Raw genomic sequence first — 17,758 nt, 5'->3', positions numbered from 1 at the left:
CCTCGGCTGGATTTAAGGGCATCAAACAGTGGGTTTGATGCCCTGATCCGGGCTTCGGCTGGGTTTGAGGGCATCTAACGGGGGCTTTGATGCCTTGATCCGGGCTGCGGCGAGGTTTGAGGGAATCAAACGGTAGCTTTGATTCCCTGATCCCGGCTTCGGCAGCCTTCGAGTGCATCAAATAGCAGATTTGATTCCCTGATCCGGGCCTCGGCTGGATTTGAGAGCATCAAACGGCGGCTTTGATGCCTTAATCTGGACTTCGGCTGGGTTTGAGGGCATCAAACGGCAGCTTTGATTCCCTGATCCCAGCCTCAACAGCCTTAGAGGGCATCAAGCAGCGGCTTAGGTGCCCCGATCCCCGGCTCCCCCTTTCTCCTCCTACCCCACCAACGGCGGCGGAGTAAACATCGAATACGTAACCATCATCATCCACCCCAAGAAAACAGCCAGTCCGATATAAGCTACTCCGTAGGTCCAGCGGGTACGACTTGAAACTTGGTAATAGGTCTCATCTTGAATCATCGGAGATTGGGTTTCAGGATAAGCCAAATAGGATAATTGAACCGTCATGGACAGGTTTCCATCTTCTGCTTTGGTTCCCAGCAAGCGCGCTTTTTCCACCAAGCCATGTTCAAAAGGGATCGAAGCCATTCGACCTACCCCTGGATAATAGAGATGGCAAAACTCTTCACGCAGCTGAAGATCGCAAGCTTGACGGAAGCTCAACTCTCTCTGATGAGATTCGGCAGGTATGGGCATGCCGTAAGCCTCAAATCGGTCGAGGGGAACAGACACCGTTACTTTGGCCTCCATTCTCTTTTCTTTTTCATAATCTTTCCTTACATATTTTTTGTAGAGCTCCCATGCGAACATCGCCCAGAAAATAAGGAAAATGATAGCCTTAAAATAAATAATCACAATAAGGCCTCCAACTAAGCCAATGACCCAGAACCAGCGTGAAATCGCTGTTACAATTCTTCCTCCATCCAAGGGATGAACCGGTATCAAATTAATCAGATTAAGAAAAAAGCCAACTTGGGCAACCGATATGATGGCAGGAGATTCGAGCATGGTTCCTAGTCCTAATGCTCCTAACGCACCAATAGTCCCGACCAACGGACCGCCAAAAGCTAAATAGGCTTCCGTCTCTGCATCCACCGGTTGTTTTTTTAGCGTAATCAACGCTCCGACAAAGGGGATGAACGCCGGAGCCGTAACTGGAATTCCTCTTCGCTTGGCGGCCGCCACATGCCCCATTTCATGAATAAAAATCATAACCACAATGCCTAAAGCAAAGGTCCAGGGATAAATAACGGCATAAGCCCCTATCATTAGAGCCATACTCCAAATGGTTCCGCCAAATTTTCCTAATTTAAGCAGCGGCAACAGTTTCCCTCCAAACAATACAAGGAAAGCAAATATTCCGCCAAATGATTTCCAACCACCAGGAGATTTTTTCTTATTCGTATGATCCATGTCTACCTCCTTCAACGCTACTCCAATTCCATTAAGAACATTTTATCAAAAATGAATCCATTTTGCCTTTTATAGTGTGGCCTTCTCTCTTACTAATCTTGCTCACTATGGATAAATCTCTCCTTTATTTCTGGGGTGGGAAACATACAATACTCCTGTTTTCCAAAAAGCTGGTAACGTCTTCTTGCAAACGATCGATATAAAAAATTACGCCAGCTTTTGGGTATGTATATGAAAATATAGAGCGCTTTATATAGACCATCCAAATGTTTACTAATCCTTAACACAGCGTCGGATTCTATATAACACCTTCCCTCGTCTATAAGAATAAGGGAGTCAAGCTTAGAATCAAGAGAAAACGCAGCAAGATATTGTTGTCCGATTTCCGATTGCAAAGGAGCAAACTTAAATTTCTTCTTGGTGTCATGACGGATAATAAAGTTAACCGAGCTATTGCAGAAGTTGCAAATGCCATCGAATAAAATAAGTGGACCCATGAACTATCCTCTCCTTTCTCACCTATTCCATCATACACCTAAACAAAACAAAAAAGCGTGATTCTTTATGAATCGACGCTCTGAATTACTTTCTCCTCTAACAGCAATTTGATTTGATCCCTATCGAGATCTAGCCACTGACTGAGTATCTCTTGCGTGTGCTGGCCTAATCTAGGTGCAGGACTGAGATTGGATGTACGGATGGATGTTCGGAGAAAGTCTTCATTCCTCAAACCACGCTCCCTTACATAATCACTACAGAACACCTCTGAAGTGGAGATAACGGGTGTTAAACAAGCATCTAATCCAACGGAAAGTTGGCTCCAATACTCAAAATCTTGACTCCTGAAAAGCTTTTGCATTTCCTCGTAAATGGGATTACTAGCATGAGCCGGGGCCTGATGATGCGCAATCCAGTCTTCTTTGCCCACTGCCTTACAGAAATTTAACCAAAACTTTTCCTCAAGAGCGCCAAGCGCCATGTGACGGCCATCTTTAGTCTCATAGATCTGGTAGCTCACTGCTTGGCGAAGCATTCCTCCTAATGATTGAAAGCTAGAAGAGTGCACGTTCATCCCTGCATTAACAAGCTGCCAAGAGGCCAACACATCGGTGATGGCAATGTCGAGATAGGCTCCTTTTCCCGTTTGCAAGCATTGAATATAGGCGGCAAGAATCCCCTCGACTGCAGCCATTCCACCTGCAAGATCGGCAACCGTGCAATCAGGGATTAAAGGAGTCTGACCACTCGACGCATGAAAACCATAAAGTAGACCGCTAAGTGCCATATAATTGATATCATGGCTTCCCATTTGGGCAAGAGAACCCTCCTGACCGAACCCACTTAAGGAGCAATAGATCACTCTCGGATTTAACTCTTTGGCTTTATGATAGCCTAATCCGATCTCCTCTGCGACTCCTGGACGGTAGCTTTCTAGCACTACATCTGCTTTCACCATCAGTCTTTGTACAAGTTCTACGCCCTTCGGACTTCTGAGATTCAGACTCACACTTTTCTTTCCTCGGTTACAAATCTCATACAAAAGCTCCGTGCTTTCAATTAAGGACCTAGCTGGATCGCCATAAGGAAGAGTCTCCACTTTAATCACTTCGGCTCCCATTTCTGCCATTCTTAAACTAGCAAAAGGTCCGGGCAAGTATCTTGATAAATCCAGTACTTTTAATCCTCTGAGCATAACCGCTCTCCCTTTTCTCTGTATTAACATAAAAAGCCAGATAACCAGGTACTATACTAATAAAAGAATAGCAGCCTGATCTCCGGCTATAAATATTAAGCCCATTTCCGTAAATCTAGCAGCTGTTTTTCACCGCGATCAATGGTCCCGACGGGCACAACTTCTACATCAGGAGTAACCCTGATCGCTTCCACAAGCCTCTTGGTGAGAAGCTCCTTAAAAGAGTTTGAATCATGGTGTGATTCTAAACGGACCTTCAGGATGTCACGTATGCCTTCTCTAGTAACAAGCACTTGAAAATATTCGATCTCCGGATAGGTGTTCATGACTTTCGCCATTTGCTGGTGATGGACAAACATGCCTCTGACCTTAACCCCATCTCCTACCCGGCCAAGTACCCCAGCTATTCGTTCTCCTTCCCTTCCTTCCACCCACTTCGATAAATCTCCTGTCCCGAATCGGATAAGAGGATAAGGCTTATCGAGCAACGTAACCACGATTTCTCCTACGTCCGAATTACAAATAGGCAAGCCTGTTTCCGGGTCACAAATCTGCAGAAATAATGACTCTCTCACCTTCAAGCCAGGCTCTTTATCCACTTGATAGGCAATGCATCCAATATCGGCTGTTCCATAGCCTTCAGAAACTTGGATCCCATAACCTTCTAGTTGCTTTCGCAGGCTAGGCGGCAGCATTTCCGCTGTGAAGAAGGCTTTTTCCAGGCGAAAGCTTTCCTGAATATTTAATCCATTTTCTTCGGCCCTGGACAACAAAGTGGCCAGGAAGCTCGGGGTTCCGACATAGCCTGTAACCGCACATTCTTGCATCAGCTGCAATTGAAGATCGGTGTTCCCTACGCCAGCTGGGATTACCGTACAACCTAAAGACCTTAAGGCAGAATCAAACATAAAGCCAGCAGGTGAAAGGTGGTAGGAAAAGGTATTCTGAACAATATCACCAGGTCCAAATCCCGCAGCTTGCAGCGCTTCTCCAAATCGCCAAAAGTCCCCTTCCTCAGCCTGGGGATCATAAATGGGACCTGGAGACATAAAGATCCGAATCATACGCTGGGCTTCAAGAGTAGTCAGGTTGCCAAAAGGCAAGGATTCCTTTTGAATAGAAGGTAGCTGTTCCTTGCGAAGAACCGGAATTTTAGACAAGTCTTCTTCTTCCTCTATGTCCCCTGCGGAAATTCCCGCTTCGTCCAACCTTTTCCTCCAACCTGGCGAATGGTCGTAGGCATATTTGATCACTTCTTGTAGAAGATGCTCCTTCATTACATCCACCGCTTTCTGCGTTTATAATGCTTAATATCGCGGAAGCTCTTTCGGCCAGCGTCCTTCATTCCTAAGTAGAACTCCCTAACATCTGCGTTGGACAGAAGTGAGGCAACATCTCCTTCCAATACGATTCTTCCGTTTTCCATAATATAACCATAGTCCGCTATGGAAAGAGCGACGTTGGCATTTTGCTCAACAACAAGAATCGTTGTACCTTCCTGCTGATTAATTTGCTTAATAATGCTAAAGATCTCCTTTACGAGAAGAGGAGCAATCCCTAAAGATGGCTCATCCAAAAGCAGCACCTTGGGTTTTGCCATCATACCGCGGCCGATCGCCAGCATCTGCTGTTCCCCGCCTGACAGATAACCCGCTGTTCTTCCTTTTAACATCTTTAGTTTGGGGAAGTATGTATACACCCGTTCGATATCCTGCTTCAGATTTGAACGATCCTTCCTTGTGTGGGCTCCAGCAATCAAGTTATCTTCCACTGTTAAATGCTTGAATACGCGGCGTCCTTCCATACATTGAAAGATTCCTTCACGCACAATGATTTCTGGGTCATTTCCATCAATCTTTTTACCTTCAAATTCAATATATCCATCCGTTACCTGACCGTTCTCACTTTTTAGAAGCCCTGAGATGGCCTTGAGGGTCGTACTTTTTCCTGCACCGTTGCTTCCAAGAAGAGCTGTAATCTTCCCTTTAGGTACTTGCATAGACATTCCTTTTAAGGCGAGTATCACCTTATCGTACATTACTTCCACATTATTTAACGTCAGCAATGTGTTTCTCCTCCCCTCAACATTAAAACTCTTAGTAATGAAGAGAAAAGGTTGCCTGCCGTCCATTCAAGCAACCCTTTCCTCCTTTTGATCCTAGTGCCCGATATAGTCGGTAATGATTTCAAACTTGCCATTCTTTACTTGCGCTAAACGAATTTGGTTTGTACCTGCATGGTTATCTGCAGAGAAAGAAACGGGAGCAGCCAAACCGCCTAGGTCTAAGTTGTTAATCGTTTCAAGCCCTTTACGAATACCTTCGCCGGTTACGTTATCCCCAGCTGCACGAATACCTTCCATCATGATCTTGGTTGTAACCCATCCTTGAATGAACTTTTGGTTTTTGTCCTCCAACTTTTGCCCTTTGCTATCTAAATATTCTTTAACTTCTGCCATACCAGGAAGATCCTCATACGGGAACGCGTGTGTTACGACCCCGATGAACCCTTCCGCTGCATCACCAGCGATTGGCAATAAACCTTCCCCTGCAGCCCAGTTTAAGCCGATAAATTGAGTTTTTAAGCCAAGCTTCTTAGCATCCTTCAAAACGGTTGCCGTTGCTCCCCATGTTTGCTGAATAATCGCAAAGTCTGGATTGGTCTTTTGAAGGTTTAACAGCTGGGATGTAGCGTCAAGAGCCTTTAAGTCAACGACTTGCTCATCGACAACATCCACACCGATTTTAGCTGCATAGTCTTTTGCATCTTGAATCGGGGACTTACCAAATGGAGTATCGTTATAGATTAATGCTAATTTGGGATTGCCGGAACCCTTCCAGTTATCCTTTATCCACTTAATAGAAGTTCTTGCTTGGTCTGAATAGGTGGCAGCAGCCAAGAAATTGTATGGGCTTTCATTAATGTTTTTTAAATTTTCGGAGTAAGCTGCAGAAACGAATGGAAGCTTATCGGCTGCTACTTGCTGACGTAGAGCTTCGGTGTCGCCTGTTCCCCAACCCAAGATTGCAGACACTTGATCCTTTGATTTAAACTTCGTGTAGAGTTTTTGTGCTTCAGGAATTTTATAGGCATAATCCTCACCGATTAACTCAATTTTGTAGCCGTTCACTCCGCCTTTACTGTTGATGTACTCAACATACGCCTTCTCGCCATCCGCATAAGGAGCACCCACATCCCCTGTTCCCCCTGTAATATCGAATAATCCACCAAGCTTTATCGTTCCTTTAGGCTGAGCTTCTGCTGGCTTACCCGCCGTGTCGGCAGGTTTGGCATCTCCACCTGTAGCAGGAGCACTGCTGTTGTTGCCTCCGCCGCATGCGGCTAAACCTAATGCCAGGGAAAGTGTTGCAGCGCTCAAGCCTAACTTCTTCCACATTTTCTTCATTTTTTGTTTCCCCCATTTTGATTTGAATTTTATTCATGAACTTCTCTTACCCAGCCTCTAGAGCTATGTAAGCTTATCGATTGTAAGAGAAAGGCCATAACTTAAAGTAATTTTTAAGATTTTTCCACATCTTGGCGATACCATCTGGCTCATAGATCAAGAAGAGAATGATAATCGCACCGAAGATTACCTCTCTGAATCCTACAAACACACCTTCTAAACCCGGGAAGTAGGTTCCCAGCACTTCCATGATCATCCTCAAAAATACAGGAAGCATCGTAATGAAGACCGCACCATAAATCGAACCCATGACACTGCCCAAGCCGCCTATCAAGATCATCGCCAGATATTCAATCGAAACGCTGATGCTGTATAGCTCGGGACTTACAACCATGGTGTAATGGCCCATGAGGCATCCTGCTACGCCCACAAAGAAAGAACTCACAGCAAAAGACATTAGCTTCGTCTTAAACAAGTCAATACCCATTACTTCCGCTGCTACGTCGCGATCTCGCACCGCCACGAACGCTCGGCCCATTCGAGACCGGAACAAGTTCATCGTAAAGAGAGCCGTAAGGAATAAAACAATCATGGTTAAGTAATAGTAGCTTGTTTCGGAAGCAAAGGTAAATCCGAAAATGCTAGGACGAGAAAGGATAATTCCCGCAGTCCCGCCGGTGACACTGTCCCATCTGCTAATGACAAACAAGATGATAACCTGAGCGGCTAAAGTCGCCATTGCTAGGTAGAGCCCTTTTAATCGCAGCGACGGAATTCCGAATAAGGCACCAACGGCTGCCGTGATTAAACCTGCAATCGGCAAGGCAATCCAAAAGGGCATCCCAAGCTTGGTGGTAATGATCGCTGAGGCATATCCTCCAACTCCTAAAAATGCACCTACCCCAATATGGATCTGTCCGGTAAATCCAGTAAGAATATTAAGACCGATCGCCCCAACCGCGGCAATGCCGCATAGCGTGGCCAGGCCTACATAATAATCCCCAAATATGAGCGGGAATGCGGCGAAGAAAGCAAGAATGATCATAACCCTGCGGCGCACTCTGGCAATCTTGTAAATGGCCGTTTCCTGCTTATAGTTAACGTGAAACTCTCCACACTCCATAACAAAAGGATTTCGCATTCTGTTCGTCACACCCTTTCTATTTCGCGCTTTCCAAACAATCCATAAGGCTTAAACATCAGAATGAGGACTAAGACAAAAAATGGAACAACATCCTTTAATCCTCCGCCTACTAATGGATCTAGATATCCGCCGGCTAAGCTTTCAAGTAAACCGATAATAAACCCTCCGACAATGGCACCGGGAATACTATCAAGCCCTCCCAGCAACGCAACTGGCAATACCTTTAAGCCGATCAAAGCAAGAGAAGAATTGACCCCGTTGATATTCCCTAGCAGGACTCCCCCAACGGAAGATACGATGGCTGAAATGGCCCAGGTAATAGCAAATACGGCCTTTACGCTAATTCCCATGGATAAAGCTGCTTGTTGATCATCTGCCGTTGCTCGCATGGCCACACCCATCTTCGAAAACTTAAAGAAGAGAGTAAACAGGACAAGCAGCACGAGAACAATGACGAGAGACCATAAGTAAATCGGAGAAATGACGATAGCTCCAAATTTTATTGGTTCCTGTGAGAAAATGGGCGGATATACGCGGGTTTCGAATCCCCAGATCACATGGATAATACCAGCCATTAAGCTCGCAAGCCCAATCGTTGCCATAATCATAGAGATGACGGGCTCGCCAATGAATGGCCTTAAGACTAAGCGTTCGATCAGGAAGCCTAAAGCCGCACTAAACACGAGGGTGAGCAGCAACGCGGGAATGAATGGAACATTATACGTTGTAATGAGGGTCAAACAAATGTAGGTCCCTACGAGCAAAAATTCACCTTGGGCCATGTTAATCGCATCACTGGATTTATAGATTAAGACAAAGCCTAGAGCCACGAGTGAATACACAGATCCAATAACGAGCCCACTAACGGCTAATTGCAGAAAAAAGTCCATTAAGCCACCTCCCCATCGGTCATCATGATGCGAAGACGCGTATTGATAACCTGTTCTTTGCCATCTCTGTAACGGATCTTCCCTTCCACACTAATCTCACTGTGGACGGAGTACATTCCGTCGATTACCTCTTTATACTTTTCAATGATGAACCCTCTTCTGATTTTCTTGGTTCTCGTTAGTTCTTCATCATCAGCGTCGAGCTCTTTCCACAGAAGAACGAACTTTCTAATCTTCGCTTTATCCGGGAGTCCATAATTAATTTCCGTTACTTCTCTTTGGATCAGCTCCAATACTTCCGGTTTGGCAGATAAGTCGGTATAGGTGGTATAGGCGATTTGATTTTCCTCAGCCCAGCGACCTACATTCCCCATGTCAATGTTAAGTATCGCAGTGACATACTCTCTATCCTTTCCAATAGCCACAGCTTCTTGAATGTACGGGCTGAACTTTAGCTTGTTCTCAATAAACTGTGGGGAAAACATTTCTCCACTCTCAAGACGAATAACATCCTTGAGACGGTCAATGACATACAGATGTCCTGCATCATCTAGGTATCCTGCATCTCCTGTATGAAGCCAAGAATCATGGATCGTTTCCGCTGTAGCCTTCTCGTTTTCGAAATAGCCTACAAATACGCTTGGACTGTGGATAAGGATCTCACCTTCCTCTGAGATTTTTATCTTCGTTCCCGGTATGGGAACGCCCACACTGTCGAACTTGATATCGCCATCCCGATGTACAATTGCAATTCCGGCCACTTCGGTTTGACCGTAGATTTGCTTCAGATTGACCCCCATGCTATGGAAAAAGCGGAAGACGTCAGGACCTAGGGCAGCTCCTCCAGTATAAGCTCGCTTTAACCGCAGAAGTCCAAGATGATCCTTTAGAGCACTAAATACGAGATAATCTCCAAGCATATACAGTACCTTCGTCAGGGTCGGGATCGGTTTACCTTCAAAATGAGCATCGGCCACTTTGTCTCCAATCTTTTTGAAAACATCATAGGCTTTTCGCTTTAACCAGCCAGCATCTTGAATTCGTACCTGCACCTTCGACACCATATCCTCCCAGATTCGAGGAGGAGAAAACATCACATGCGGCCCAATTTCTCGCAAGTTCTGCTGCGTTGTCGTTGGTTCCTCCGGAAAGTTTATGGTAAACCCGATTACGAGAAAAGAGGAAACAGACATCATTTGCTCTCCGATCCATGCTAAAGGGAGAAAAGAAAGATATTCATCCCCAACCTTTAACGGATCCATTTCCATAAGGTTATTACCCATACTTACAAGATTCCGGTGACTAAGCATGGCTCCCTTTGGCTTTCCCGTTGTTCCCGAGGTGTAAGAGAGAATGGCGATATCGTCTAAACTTCCTAACTCGATCTGTTGTTCAAACCATCCTGGTTTTTTGGGTTCTTCTTTTTCACCTAGCTTCAAGACGTCTTCAAAATACATGAGCTTAGGATGAGTATAGTCCCTCATTCCCTTAGGATCGTAGTAGATGATTTTTTCGACTTGCTTCAGCTCGTCCTCCACTTCTAGTATCTTATCAACCTGCTCTTGATCCTCTACAACTACAAACCGAGCATGACAGTGATTCAGTATGTAAGAGACCTCGTTTGGCAATGAATCTTGGTAGATACCTACTGAAATCCCTCCAATTGACTGAGCGCTCAGTTCAGAAACAACCCACTCTGGCCGATTGTCTCCGATGATTGCCAATGCTTCGCCACGAGCCAACCCTAATGAATGCAAACCCACTCCAAACTTCTTAACCAGCTGATAAAAAGATTCCCACGTATACTCATTCCAAATTCCAAAGTCCTTTTCCCTAAGAGCTACTCGAGTCCCCATTTGACTCACTTTATCTCTTAGTAACTGTGGCAGGGTTCTATTCTCCATGTTCTTCCTCCCGACTAAAAGGCCATTATTCGTTCGTTTGTATAAATTAAATAAAACTAGCTTGCATGTTCTTCGCCAAGGTAAGCTTCGATGACCTTTGGATTTTTTTGAATTTCTTCAGGTGTACCAAACCCGATCAACCTACCAAAATCCAAAACCACAATATGATTAGATAAATCCATAATGACACCCATATCGTGCTCAATTAATACGATCGTTGTCTTCTTTTCCTCATGGATATCAAGAACGAAACGAGCCATATCTTCCTTTTCTTCGGTATTCATCCCCGCCATCGGTTCATCGAGAAGCAACAATTCCGGATCTAAGGCAAGGGCTCTGCCCATTTCCACTCGTTTCTGAAGACCATAGGACAGTGTTCCTACCGGCTTGTTGCGAATATCTTGTATTTCTAGGAAATCAATAATTTCCTCTACCGCTCTGCGATGCTCGACTTCTTCTTTTTGAGCCGCACCCCAGAAAAGTCCGCCTGCCAGAATTCCTGTTTTCATGCGAACAAACCGTCCAAGCATTAAATTGTCCAAAACTGTCATGTGCTTAAACAATTCGATATTTTGGAAGGCTCTTGCAATTCCTAATTCTGCTCTTTTATAAGGCTTCATCTGTGTTATGTCTTGCCCATTAAATCGAATAGATCCTTGGGATGGATGATATAAGCCGCTAATGCAATTTAACATACTTGTTTTTCCTGCGCCATTCGGCCCTATAATGGAAAAGATTTCTCCTTTCTCCACGTGAAATCCAACCTTTGACAGCGCCGCAACTCCACCAAAGTGTAGAGAGAGATCTTCAATTTCCAGGATCTTCACTCAGTTTCCCCCCTAACAAATTTTATTTGTTATCTTGTAAGCGTTGTCAACATTATATATTTGCCAGTTGCGCCTCGTCAACTAAATATTCTAAATTATTTCAAACGTATTTTTTTGCAAAATTCTACGCTTTTATTTACATACAAAGAATAGAGAAGCCCCAAAAAGGAGCTTCTCATCGTTACCCTACAAACGGAGCGAACAGCATAGCCCCTACCATGGAAATGATCCCTACTCCAATGGCCCATTTTCCCAGACCCCTAGCCCCTCTGCGGTTGGCCATAAATCCTGCTGCAATACCAATCAAGGAAAGAACGAAGGGTAAGGTAAACAGAGATAACAAGGATAGCACCAAGCCGATAATGCCAAAAGCGGTACCGCTGCCCGTGAACTCTTGAATTTCCTCCCTCTCAGGGGCATCGAAATTCGGCGTCAATTCGGAAGCAGTTTCCTCTTCATAAGCTCTTGTACCGTTGAAGCTCTCTTTGTTCTTTGGCATTCTGTTCCCCCTTTTATAAATAGGGTACTAGTAGGATTGGTTTATTGATCATAGAATATGTTGTCGAAAAAAAGGAAAACACCTGACGATATCTTCGTCAGGTGTTATAATACAGATTTACTGTTTTGGCCTAAAAGTACGACAGCAGGTTTCTGCCGAATTGGTCGCGCGGTCCTTATGTTCGGTTTGAATTCCCAATTCATTACCCATTTCTTCGTTATAGTGGGCATGACGGTCAACTTCAACCATGATAGCAGGAGCCGCGCAATTGTTTCCTTCAGCATAGTAAGAGCAGTTCGATACTGAGCATTTAACTTCTACATTTGGCATTTCTATCACCTCCACTTCTATCGTTCCCTTGTTCGATTGGATGCATTCACATGAAGTTAAGGGAAGCTTAAAAAAAGGAGGTGACCCTAAAAAGTTATAGTACAAGCCCTCCATCCACATTGAGAACACAGCCATTTACATAGGCCGACTCAGGAGAGGCTAGAAATAAATAGGCATTTGCAATATCCTTTGCTTCTCCTAAACGCTTCAGTGGAACTTTACTCTCCATCATCTGAAGGATCTTTTCAGGTACTGCCTCTGTCATCGGAGTCTTAATAAAGCCAGGGGCTACAGCGTTTACATTAATTCCTTTTGGACCTAATTCTTTAGCCCACGTCTTAGTCATTGCAATTACGCCAGACTTGGCAGCTGCATAATTGGTCTGACCCATATTGCCATAAACTCCAACCACGGAGGAGGTATTAATAATTCTTCCATATTCTTTTTCCCTCATGTAAGGCACAACGGCATGTGTACAGTGGAATACGCCGCTCAAGTTAATTCTAATCACTTGATTCCATTGCTGAGTGGTCATTTTATGCAGCATAGCATCGCGAGTAATCCCTGCATTATTGATTAAGATATCCACTTTTCCAAAATCCTGAATGACTTGCTCAACAGACTCCTGCACCAGTCCATCTTCACCCACGTCTACCTTATAAAACTTTGCACGACCGCCTTTTTCTCTTATCTGCTGAACGGTTTCTTCTCCCTGCTCCTGATTGATATCCCATACAGCAATGGCTGAACCTTCCTGAGCAAATAACAGACTTGCTTCTTTTCCCAGTCCACTTCCGCCACCCGTGATTATGGAAACCTGTTCCTTTAATCTCATGCTCCATCCTCCTCTAAATGTTTATTTAGAATAGGTATATGTAGTGGGTTTAAAGCTGTGATTAGTTACTAGCGTTTAACTTTTAATATAGTCTATTAGTCGATACCGACTTTTATCACCTATGGGACATCAGGGCAAAAAAAAAAAAAGTGGGTACCCACCCCTAATAAATGAGGATGGGCACCCACTGTAACTTAGTGCATTTCTTGAAGGTCTGCGATGGCTACTGTTCGTTTGTTTTCAGGCTCACCTTCCGGATGTACCCTAGCTGTCTTGCTTTGAGCATCAATCCCCTCTATCCATACAGACATTCCTTCTACTTGAACGTCGATCGTTTCTTCTGCTTCAATAATTTGCTGTGCACGGTTTAAATCCATTTTGACTCACTCCCCAAATTGTAATTATTCACATGATGTCCTTTATTTTTTTCTATTTTTGGATTTATATACCTAAAATTCTCATCCTTTACCTATTTCTTTAATCCAAGGTATAATCAACTTGGCGAACGAGCTTAAGAGGTAACCCTTAGGAGGCAACCTGCTTTATGGATTCTAAACGGATAAACTGCATGAAATGCAAGTACTACTTTGTTACATGGGATAAGAACAACCCCCGAGGTTGCAAATATTTTCAATTTAAGTCCACTCAGTTGCCTTCGCTAGTTGTCTTTCAATCTTCCGGACAGAGCTGTTTAAAATTTGATCCTAAATAGAGGATTGCTTGGCGGGCGCCAAGCCTTAACACAAAAAACCTCTAGTTACAGATCTGTTCCAGGTAAACGGCTGTAGCCGAGGGTTATGTTATCCTCTGCTTTTTTCTTTGACAATATCCTAGTCAGCGATAGCGGGTCTGGCCAAAGTATCTACCAATACCGGGTTTGAAGGGCATCAAACGAGGGTTTTGGTGCCCGGATCCGAGCTTCAGCAGGTTTGAAGGGCATCAAACGAGGGCTTTGATGCCCGGATTCGGACTTCGGCGGGTTTGGAGGGCATCAAACAAGGGTTTTGGTGCCCGGATTCGCGCTTCGGCGGGCCTACATTGGGTACCCTTCTTCCCCTCCCGCTCACGCCAAAAAGCACCCCATCCCGAGGTGCTTTTCACCACCCACACTCTACGCCAACCTAAACACAATCCCATGCCCGCCCTTGGGATACTCCCACTTGATATTTTCGTGCGGGCACCCAATTCGACAGCTTCCACACTCATGGCAGCCCTCATAACCCACCTGCATGCGAATCCCTTCCCACTTATAGACCTCGGCTGGGCAGAACACCGTACAGAGCTTCTCAGGGCACTTCGTGGCGCAGGTATCGTAATCCAACACATGCAAATGACTCTGCGTATCGCATTTAAAACGAATGCTATACTGTTTTTGCTCCAATGAATCCGTCTTTGGCACTAGGCTCATTATTTCATCACCTTCCATGCTCGATAGATGTCTTGAAACGTCTGCCACTTTCCTCTTCCTTCCGTAAAAGAAGCTAGGATTTTCTTTTGCTTTTCTCTCTTTGGCGTTCCATCTACAGTAAAGAAGTCACTCGCCGCCTTATTAACCATTGGCATATAGTCTTTAAAATACTGAGGGAAACTTTCAAAGGTATGCGTGACATCCTTGTATTTTTTAAGATCTTGCCCGACAAAGCTATCCATCAACTTCGTTCGATAAGTATCTAACATATTTTCGGAAAAATCATTGGCTTGTTTCGCCAGGGCTACCGTTTCCGCTGCCAAACGGCCAGATGTCATGGCCATATTGGATCCTTCACGGTGAATGGCATTAACCAGTTGGGCTGCATCTCCACAGAGAATTACCCCGTTTCCAACAATCTTTGGAATCGAGTGATACCCCCCCTCTGGGATTAGATGCGCTGCATATTCGGCCGGTTTGGCTTCTTTGATGTAAGGTTTAATCATTTGATGATTTTTAACATATTCCAACAAATCATAAGGGCGAATCTTGGCTTTAATTAGACCGGAAAGAGTAGTCCCGACCCCAATATTAATGCTATCCTTATTGGTATAAAGGAATGCCGTCCCTAATATCCCTTTGGTTGCATCACCAAAAATCTCAATGGTACAGCCTTGGTTCGGCTCCAGATTAAACCGCTCCTCAATCTTGGCTGCTGGCAGGTCCATAACCTCCATAACGGCTAGAGCCACTTCATCGGGTCTTAATTCCTTATGGAAGCCTAGTTTCTTCCCTAAGAGGGAATTCACCCCATCACACAAGACGACAACGTCTGCGTACACCTCACCATCAGGGCGGTCCGTTCTGACGCCAACCACTCGATTATCTTCCACGATACACTCCAGTACAACCGTTTCGGTTATCAAGAGAGCTCCCGCTTCCACGGCTTTATTGGCAAACCACTGGTCGAACTTGGCACGCAGCACAGTAAAATTGTTATAAGGCTCCCTGCTCCATTCCATCCCTTTATACCCAACGTTAAATAAAGACTCTTCGCCTAAGACCCAGAATCTTTGCTCGACTACAGGCCTTTCCAGAGGCGCTTCCTTCCAGAACTCAGGTACTACTTCCTCCATCTGCTTGCGATACAAAACCCCACCCATGACATTCTTGGCGCCAGGGTACTCCCCTCTCTCAATGAGCAATACTTTCAGGCCCGCCTGTGCTGCCGTTAGGGCACAAGATGCCCCCGCAGGTCCAGCCCCTACCACGATCATATCAAATTTCTCATTAGCCATACATCAATTCCCCCCCTTGCTTAACTTTAGAGAATTGCTCTATTAACTTAGGAACGATTTCAAAGGCATCTCCTACAATTCCGTAAGTTGCGACTCCAAAGATAGGGGCATTGGGATCGGAATTAATGGCGATGATGTACTCGGAATTTTGCATCCCCACAATATGCTGTACAGCACCAGATATGCCGATGGCAAAGTAGATCTTTGGCGTGACCGTGGTTCCTGTCTGTCCTACTTGATGAGCATGATCTATCCAGCCCGCTTCTACCGCATCGCGGCTTGCTCCAACACTTGCCCCCAGAACTTCAGCTAGCTGGTGGCAAAGCTGAAACCCTTTTTCATCCTTCAGTCCTTTGCCTCCCGCGACAATAATGTGCGCTTCATCCAGCTTTATTTTTTTCCCGACGTCCTTTACAATTTGAAGCACCTTCGTGCGGACTTGTTCTTCTTTCATGAAGATTTTCTCTTCGATAATCTCTCCACGGCGGCCTTTAACTGGTTCCATCGCCTTCATGACCTTGGATCGAACCGTGGCCATTTGAGGTCGATGCTTCTTACATAAGATCGTCGCCATAATATTTCCACCAAAGGCCGGCCTGCTCGCTTCCAGTAAACCCGTTTCTACATCAACATCTAACATCGTTGTATCAGCCGTAAGTCCGGTCTCTAAATCTGTAGCCGCAGCGCTCGCTAGATCTTTTCCATTGGATGTAGCCCCATAGAGCACAATTTCTGGCTTATACTTATTAACGAGGGAAACAAACCCAACTCGGTAGGTTTCTGAGCGGTAGTCCTTTAATATGGGATCGTCAATGACGTAGATCTTGTCAGCACCGTACTCAAAAATAGTTGGAGCCAGAGATTTAACTTGATGCCCCAGTAACACACCCCCTAATTCAACCCCGCGCTTATCTGCCATCTTTCGCCCGGCACCTAATAGTTCCAAGGATACACCAGCGATTTCTCCCTCATTTTGTTCAATGTAAACCCATATCCCTTTGTAATCCTCGAGTTTGATCGCCATTTACGCTCCCCCCTTAACCGCAAAAAGTTCTCTCTTTTCTTTTAGTAAGATCTCAATAACCTCTCTTACCTGTTGATCAGATGTTCCTTCAATCTTTTTCCCACCTTCCGGTTTAGGGGGACTGAACATTTTACCTACAATAGTAGGAGAACCTTTTAACCCTAGCTGCGTCCGGTCTACATCTTCTAGATCATTAACGGACCATATCGTTGGTTGGTAGCGAGCAGCACGAATCATATTAGGAAGAGGCGAATAGGATACCTCGTTAATTTCTTTTTCCACCGCTAAAAGACAGGGCAGAGTTGCCTGAATGACTTCGTAGCCATCTGGAATCTTACGATGAACAATAATTTCTTTTCCTGATTCATTAACCGCTTCAATCTTTTTCACAGAAGTTAAAGGAGGGATATCTAGCCTGCGTGCAATCCCTGGTCCTACCTGCCCAGTATCACCGTCAATGGTCATCTTCCCTGTAAGGATTAGGTCCACAGGCTGTTGCTTCGATAATTTCTCGATCGCTTTGGTTAAAGCATAACTTGTAGCCAAAGTATCCGCTCCCGCAAAAGCCCGATCCGAAATCATATAGCCTTCATCTGCCCCAATTTGGATGCACTTTTTTATGGCGGCCACGGCTTGCGGCGGTCCCATCGTTAATACGCTGATGGTTCCTCCATACTTTTGCTTTAGTCGCACTGCTTCTTCCACAGCATGGGCATCGTACGGGTTCAGGATAGCTGGGACTCCTCTGCGATCCAGCGTATTAGTTTTAGGATCAACCTTGATGATTTTCGTATCAGGCACTTGCTTGATACAGACCAGGATGTGCATGTTTCATTCCCTCCCTTTCCTATTCGAAGATTCCTCACCACATTCCACTGACCAAAGCATGAATAACTTGGCTCACGTTGTGACAACTTTCACAACATAAGTTGTAACTGTATTACAATAAATGGTTTTTGTGGAAGCTTTTATATAACTATTATACAGCCTCATACTTATAGTGTATATGAATATTCTAAAT

At 44.9% G+C, this 17,758-nt stretch carries 18 protein-coding genes; all 18 read right to left on the bottom strand.

What is annotated here, in order from left to right; translation table 11 throughout:
- Positions 1-381: 381 nt before the first annotated feature.
- The 18 genes from EIZ58_RS28115 to EIZ58_RS28025 all read right to left on the bottom strand — a co-directional run bounded on the left by EIZ58_RS28115 (position 382) and on the right by EIZ58_RS28025 (position 17,565).
- Positions 382-1,479 (bottom strand): site-2 protease family protein, encoded by a 1,098-nt coding sequence (locus tag EIZ58_RS28115; protein WP_134704298.1) that lies wholly within the window; start codon positions 1,477-1,479, stop codon positions 382-384.
- A 92-nt stretch (positions 1,480-1,571) separates the two neighbouring features.
- On the bottom strand, positions 1,572-1,976 hold the full coding sequence (locus tag EIZ58_RS28110) for a thiol-disulfide oxidoreductase DCC family protein (RefSeq protein WP_134704297.1): 405 nt from the start codon (positions 1,974-1,976) through the stop codon (positions 1,572-1,574).
- Positions 1,977-2,041: 65 nt separating this feature from the next.
- A complete protein-coding gene (locus EIZ58_RS28105; protein WP_167578015.1) occupies positions 2,042-3,172 on the bottom strand; it encodes a CaiB/BaiF CoA transferase family protein in 1,131 nt (376 codons plus the stop codon).
- A gap of 95 nt (positions 3,173-3,267) precedes the next feature.
- Positions 3,268-4,449, bottom strand: a complete 1,182-nt coding sequence (locus tag EIZ58_RS28100; RefSeq protein ID WP_134704295.1) for a phenylacetate--CoA ligase family protein — start codon at positions 4,447-4,449, stop codon at positions 3,268-3,270.
- Positions 4,449-5,237: an ABC transporter ATP-binding protein gene (locus EIZ58_RS28095; RefSeq protein ID WP_134704294.1), complete on the bottom strand. Its 789-nt coding sequence runs from the start codon at positions 5,235-5,237 to the stop codon at positions 4,449-4,451. The genes EIZ58_RS28100 and EIZ58_RS28095 overlap by 1 nt, the downstream gene beginning before the upstream one ends.
- A gap of 93 nt (positions 5,238-5,330) precedes the next feature.
- Positions 5,331-6,578 carry an ABC transporter substrate-binding protein gene (locus tag EIZ58_RS28090; protein WP_134704293.1) on the bottom strand — a complete coding sequence of 416 codons (1,248 nt, stop codon included), beginning with the start codon at positions 6,576-6,578 and terminating at the stop codon, positions 5,331-5,333.
- Positions 6,579-6,651: 73 nt separating this feature from the next.
- Entirely contained in the window at positions 6,652-7,719 is a 1,068-nt protein-coding gene (locus EIZ58_RS28085; RefSeq protein ID WP_134704292.1) for a branched-chain amino acid ABC transporter permease, read from the bottom strand.
- Between the two features lie 8 nt (positions 7,720-7,727).
- Positions 7,728-8,612, bottom strand: a complete 885-nt coding sequence (locus tag EIZ58_RS28080; RefSeq protein ID WP_134704291.1) for a branched-chain amino acid ABC transporter permease — start codon at positions 8,610-8,612, stop codon at positions 7,728-7,730.
- Complete coding sequence (locus EIZ58_RS28075; protein ID WP_134704290.1) at positions 8,612-10,516, bottom strand: AMP-binding protein; 1,905 nt, start codon at positions 10,514-10,516, stop codon at positions 8,612-8,614. Before EIZ58_RS28075 ends, EIZ58_RS28080 begins: the two co-directional genes overlap by 1 nt.
- Positions 10,517-10,572: 56 nt before the next feature.
- Positions 10,573-11,343 (bottom strand): ABC transporter ATP-binding protein, encoded by a 771-nt coding sequence (locus tag EIZ58_RS28070; RefSeq protein WP_134704289.1) that lies wholly within the window; start codon positions 11,341-11,343, stop codon positions 10,573-10,575.
- A gap of 181 nt (positions 11,344-11,524) precedes the next feature.
- On the bottom strand, positions 11,525-11,842 hold the full coding sequence (locus EIZ58_RS28065) for a DUF4190 domain-containing protein (protein ID WP_134704288.1): 318 nt from the start codon (positions 11,840-11,842) through the stop codon (positions 11,525-11,527).
- A gap of 117 nt (positions 11,843-11,959) precedes the next feature.
- The gene (locus EIZ58_RS28060; protein ID WP_370297824.1) at positions 11,960-12,277 is read right to left on the bottom strand and encodes a DUF1540 domain-containing protein; all 318 of its coding nucleotides are present in this window, start codon (positions 12,275-12,277) and stop codon (positions 11,960-11,962) included.
- Entirely contained in the window at positions 12,267-13,007 is a 741-nt protein-coding gene (gene fabG, locus EIZ58_RS28055; RefSeq protein WP_134704287.1) for a 3-oxoacyl-ACP reductase FabG, read from the bottom strand. Before fabG ends, EIZ58_RS28060 begins: the two co-directional genes overlap by 11 nt.
- A gap of 194 nt (positions 13,008-13,201) precedes the next feature.
- Positions 13,202-13,384: an H-type small acid-soluble spore protein gene (locus tag EIZ58_RS28050; RefSeq protein WP_134704286.1), complete on the bottom strand. Its 183-nt coding sequence runs from the start codon at positions 13,382-13,384 to the stop codon at positions 13,202-13,204.
- A gap of 734 nt (positions 13,385-14,118) precedes the next feature.
- A complete protein-coding gene (locus tag EIZ58_RS28040; RefSeq protein WP_134704310.1) occupies positions 14,119-14,433 on the bottom strand; it encodes a ferredoxin family protein in 315 nt (104 codons plus the stop codon).
- Positions 14,415-15,713 carry an FAD-dependent oxidoreductase gene (locus tag EIZ58_RS28035; RefSeq protein ID WP_134704284.1) on the bottom strand — a complete coding sequence of 433 codons (1,299 nt, stop codon included), beginning with the start codon at positions 15,711-15,713 and terminating at the stop codon, positions 14,415-14,417. Before EIZ58_RS28035 ends, EIZ58_RS28040 begins: the two co-directional genes overlap by 19 nt.
- Positions 15,706-16,731 (bottom strand): electron transfer flavoprotein subunit alpha/FixB family protein, encoded by a 1,026-nt coding sequence (locus tag EIZ58_RS28030; RefSeq protein WP_134704309.1) that lies wholly within the window; start codon positions 16,729-16,731, stop codon positions 15,706-15,708. The genes EIZ58_RS28035 and EIZ58_RS28030 overlap by 8 nt, the downstream gene beginning before the upstream one ends.
- Before the next feature lie 6 nt (positions 16,732-16,737).
- Entirely contained in the window at positions 16,738-17,565 is an 828-nt protein-coding gene (locus EIZ58_RS28025; RefSeq protein ID WP_134704283.1) for an electron transfer flavoprotein subunit beta/FixA family protein, read from the bottom strand.
- Between the last annotated feature and the right edge of the window lie 193 nt (positions 17,566-17,758).

Origin of the sequence: Ammoniphilus sp. YIM 78166 (assembly GCF_004522215.1) — a bacterium.
Taxonomy (GTDB): domain Bacteria; phylum Bacillota; class Bacilli; order Aneurinibacillales; family RAOX-1; genus YIM-78166.
Note: the sequence above shows the minus strand (reverse complement) of the source record. Positions and strands in the feature narration are given on the sequence as shown.

Coding starts and splice junctions, on each gene's coding strand:
- EIZ58_RS28080 (WP_134704291.1), bottom strand. CDS start 8,612: ATGGACTTTTTTCTGCAATTAGCCGTTAGTGGGCTCGTTATTGGATCT.
- EIZ58_RS28100 (WP_134704295.1), bottom strand. CDS start 4,449: ATGAAGGAGCATCTTCTACAAGAAGTGATCAAATATGCCTACGACCAT.
- EIZ58_RS28110 (WP_134704297.1), bottom strand. CDS start 1,976: ATGGGTCCACTTATTTTATTCGATGGCATTTGCAACTTCTGCAATAGC.
- EIZ58_RS28085 (WP_134704292.1), bottom strand. CDS start 7,719: ATGCGAAATCCTTTTGTTATGGAGTGTGGAGAGTTTCACGTTAACTAT.
- EIZ58_RS28075 (WP_134704290.1), bottom strand. CDS start 10,516: ATGGAGAATAGAACCCTGCCACAGTTACTAAGAGATAAAGTGAGTCAA.
- EIZ58_RS28035 (WP_134704284.1), bottom strand. CDS start 15,713: ATGGCTAATGAGAAATTTGATATGATCGTGGTAGGGGCTGGACCTGCG.
- EIZ58_RS28065 (WP_134704288.1), bottom strand. CDS start 11,842: ATGCCAAAGAACAAAGAGAGCTTCAACGGTACAAGAGCTTATGAAGAG.
- EIZ58_RS28090 (WP_134704293.1), bottom strand. CDS start 6,578: ATGAAGAAAATGTGGAAGAAGTTAGGCTTGAGCGCTGCAACACTTTCC.
- EIZ58_RS28025 (WP_134704283.1), bottom strand. CDS start 17,565: ATGCACATCCTGGTCTGTATCAAGCAAGTGCCTGATACGAAAATCATC.
- EIZ58_RS28040 (WP_134704310.1), bottom strand. CDS start 14,433: ATGGAAGGTGATGAAATAATGAGCCTAGTGCCAAAGACGGATTCATTG.
- EIZ58_RS28105 (WP_167578015.1), bottom strand. CDS start 3,172: ATGCTCAGAGGATTAAAAGTACTGGATTTATCAAGATACTTGCCCGGA.
- fabG (WP_134704287.1), bottom strand. CDS start 13,007: ATGAGATTAAAGGAACAGGTTTCCATAATCACGGGTGGCGGAAGTGGA.
- EIZ58_RS28050 (WP_134704286.1), bottom strand. CDS start 13,384: ATGGATTTAAACCGTGCACAGCAAATTATTGAAGCAGAAGAAACGATC.
- EIZ58_RS28115 (WP_134704298.1), bottom strand. CDS start 1,479: ATGGATCATACGAATAAGAAAAAATCTCCTGGTGGTTGGAAATCATTT.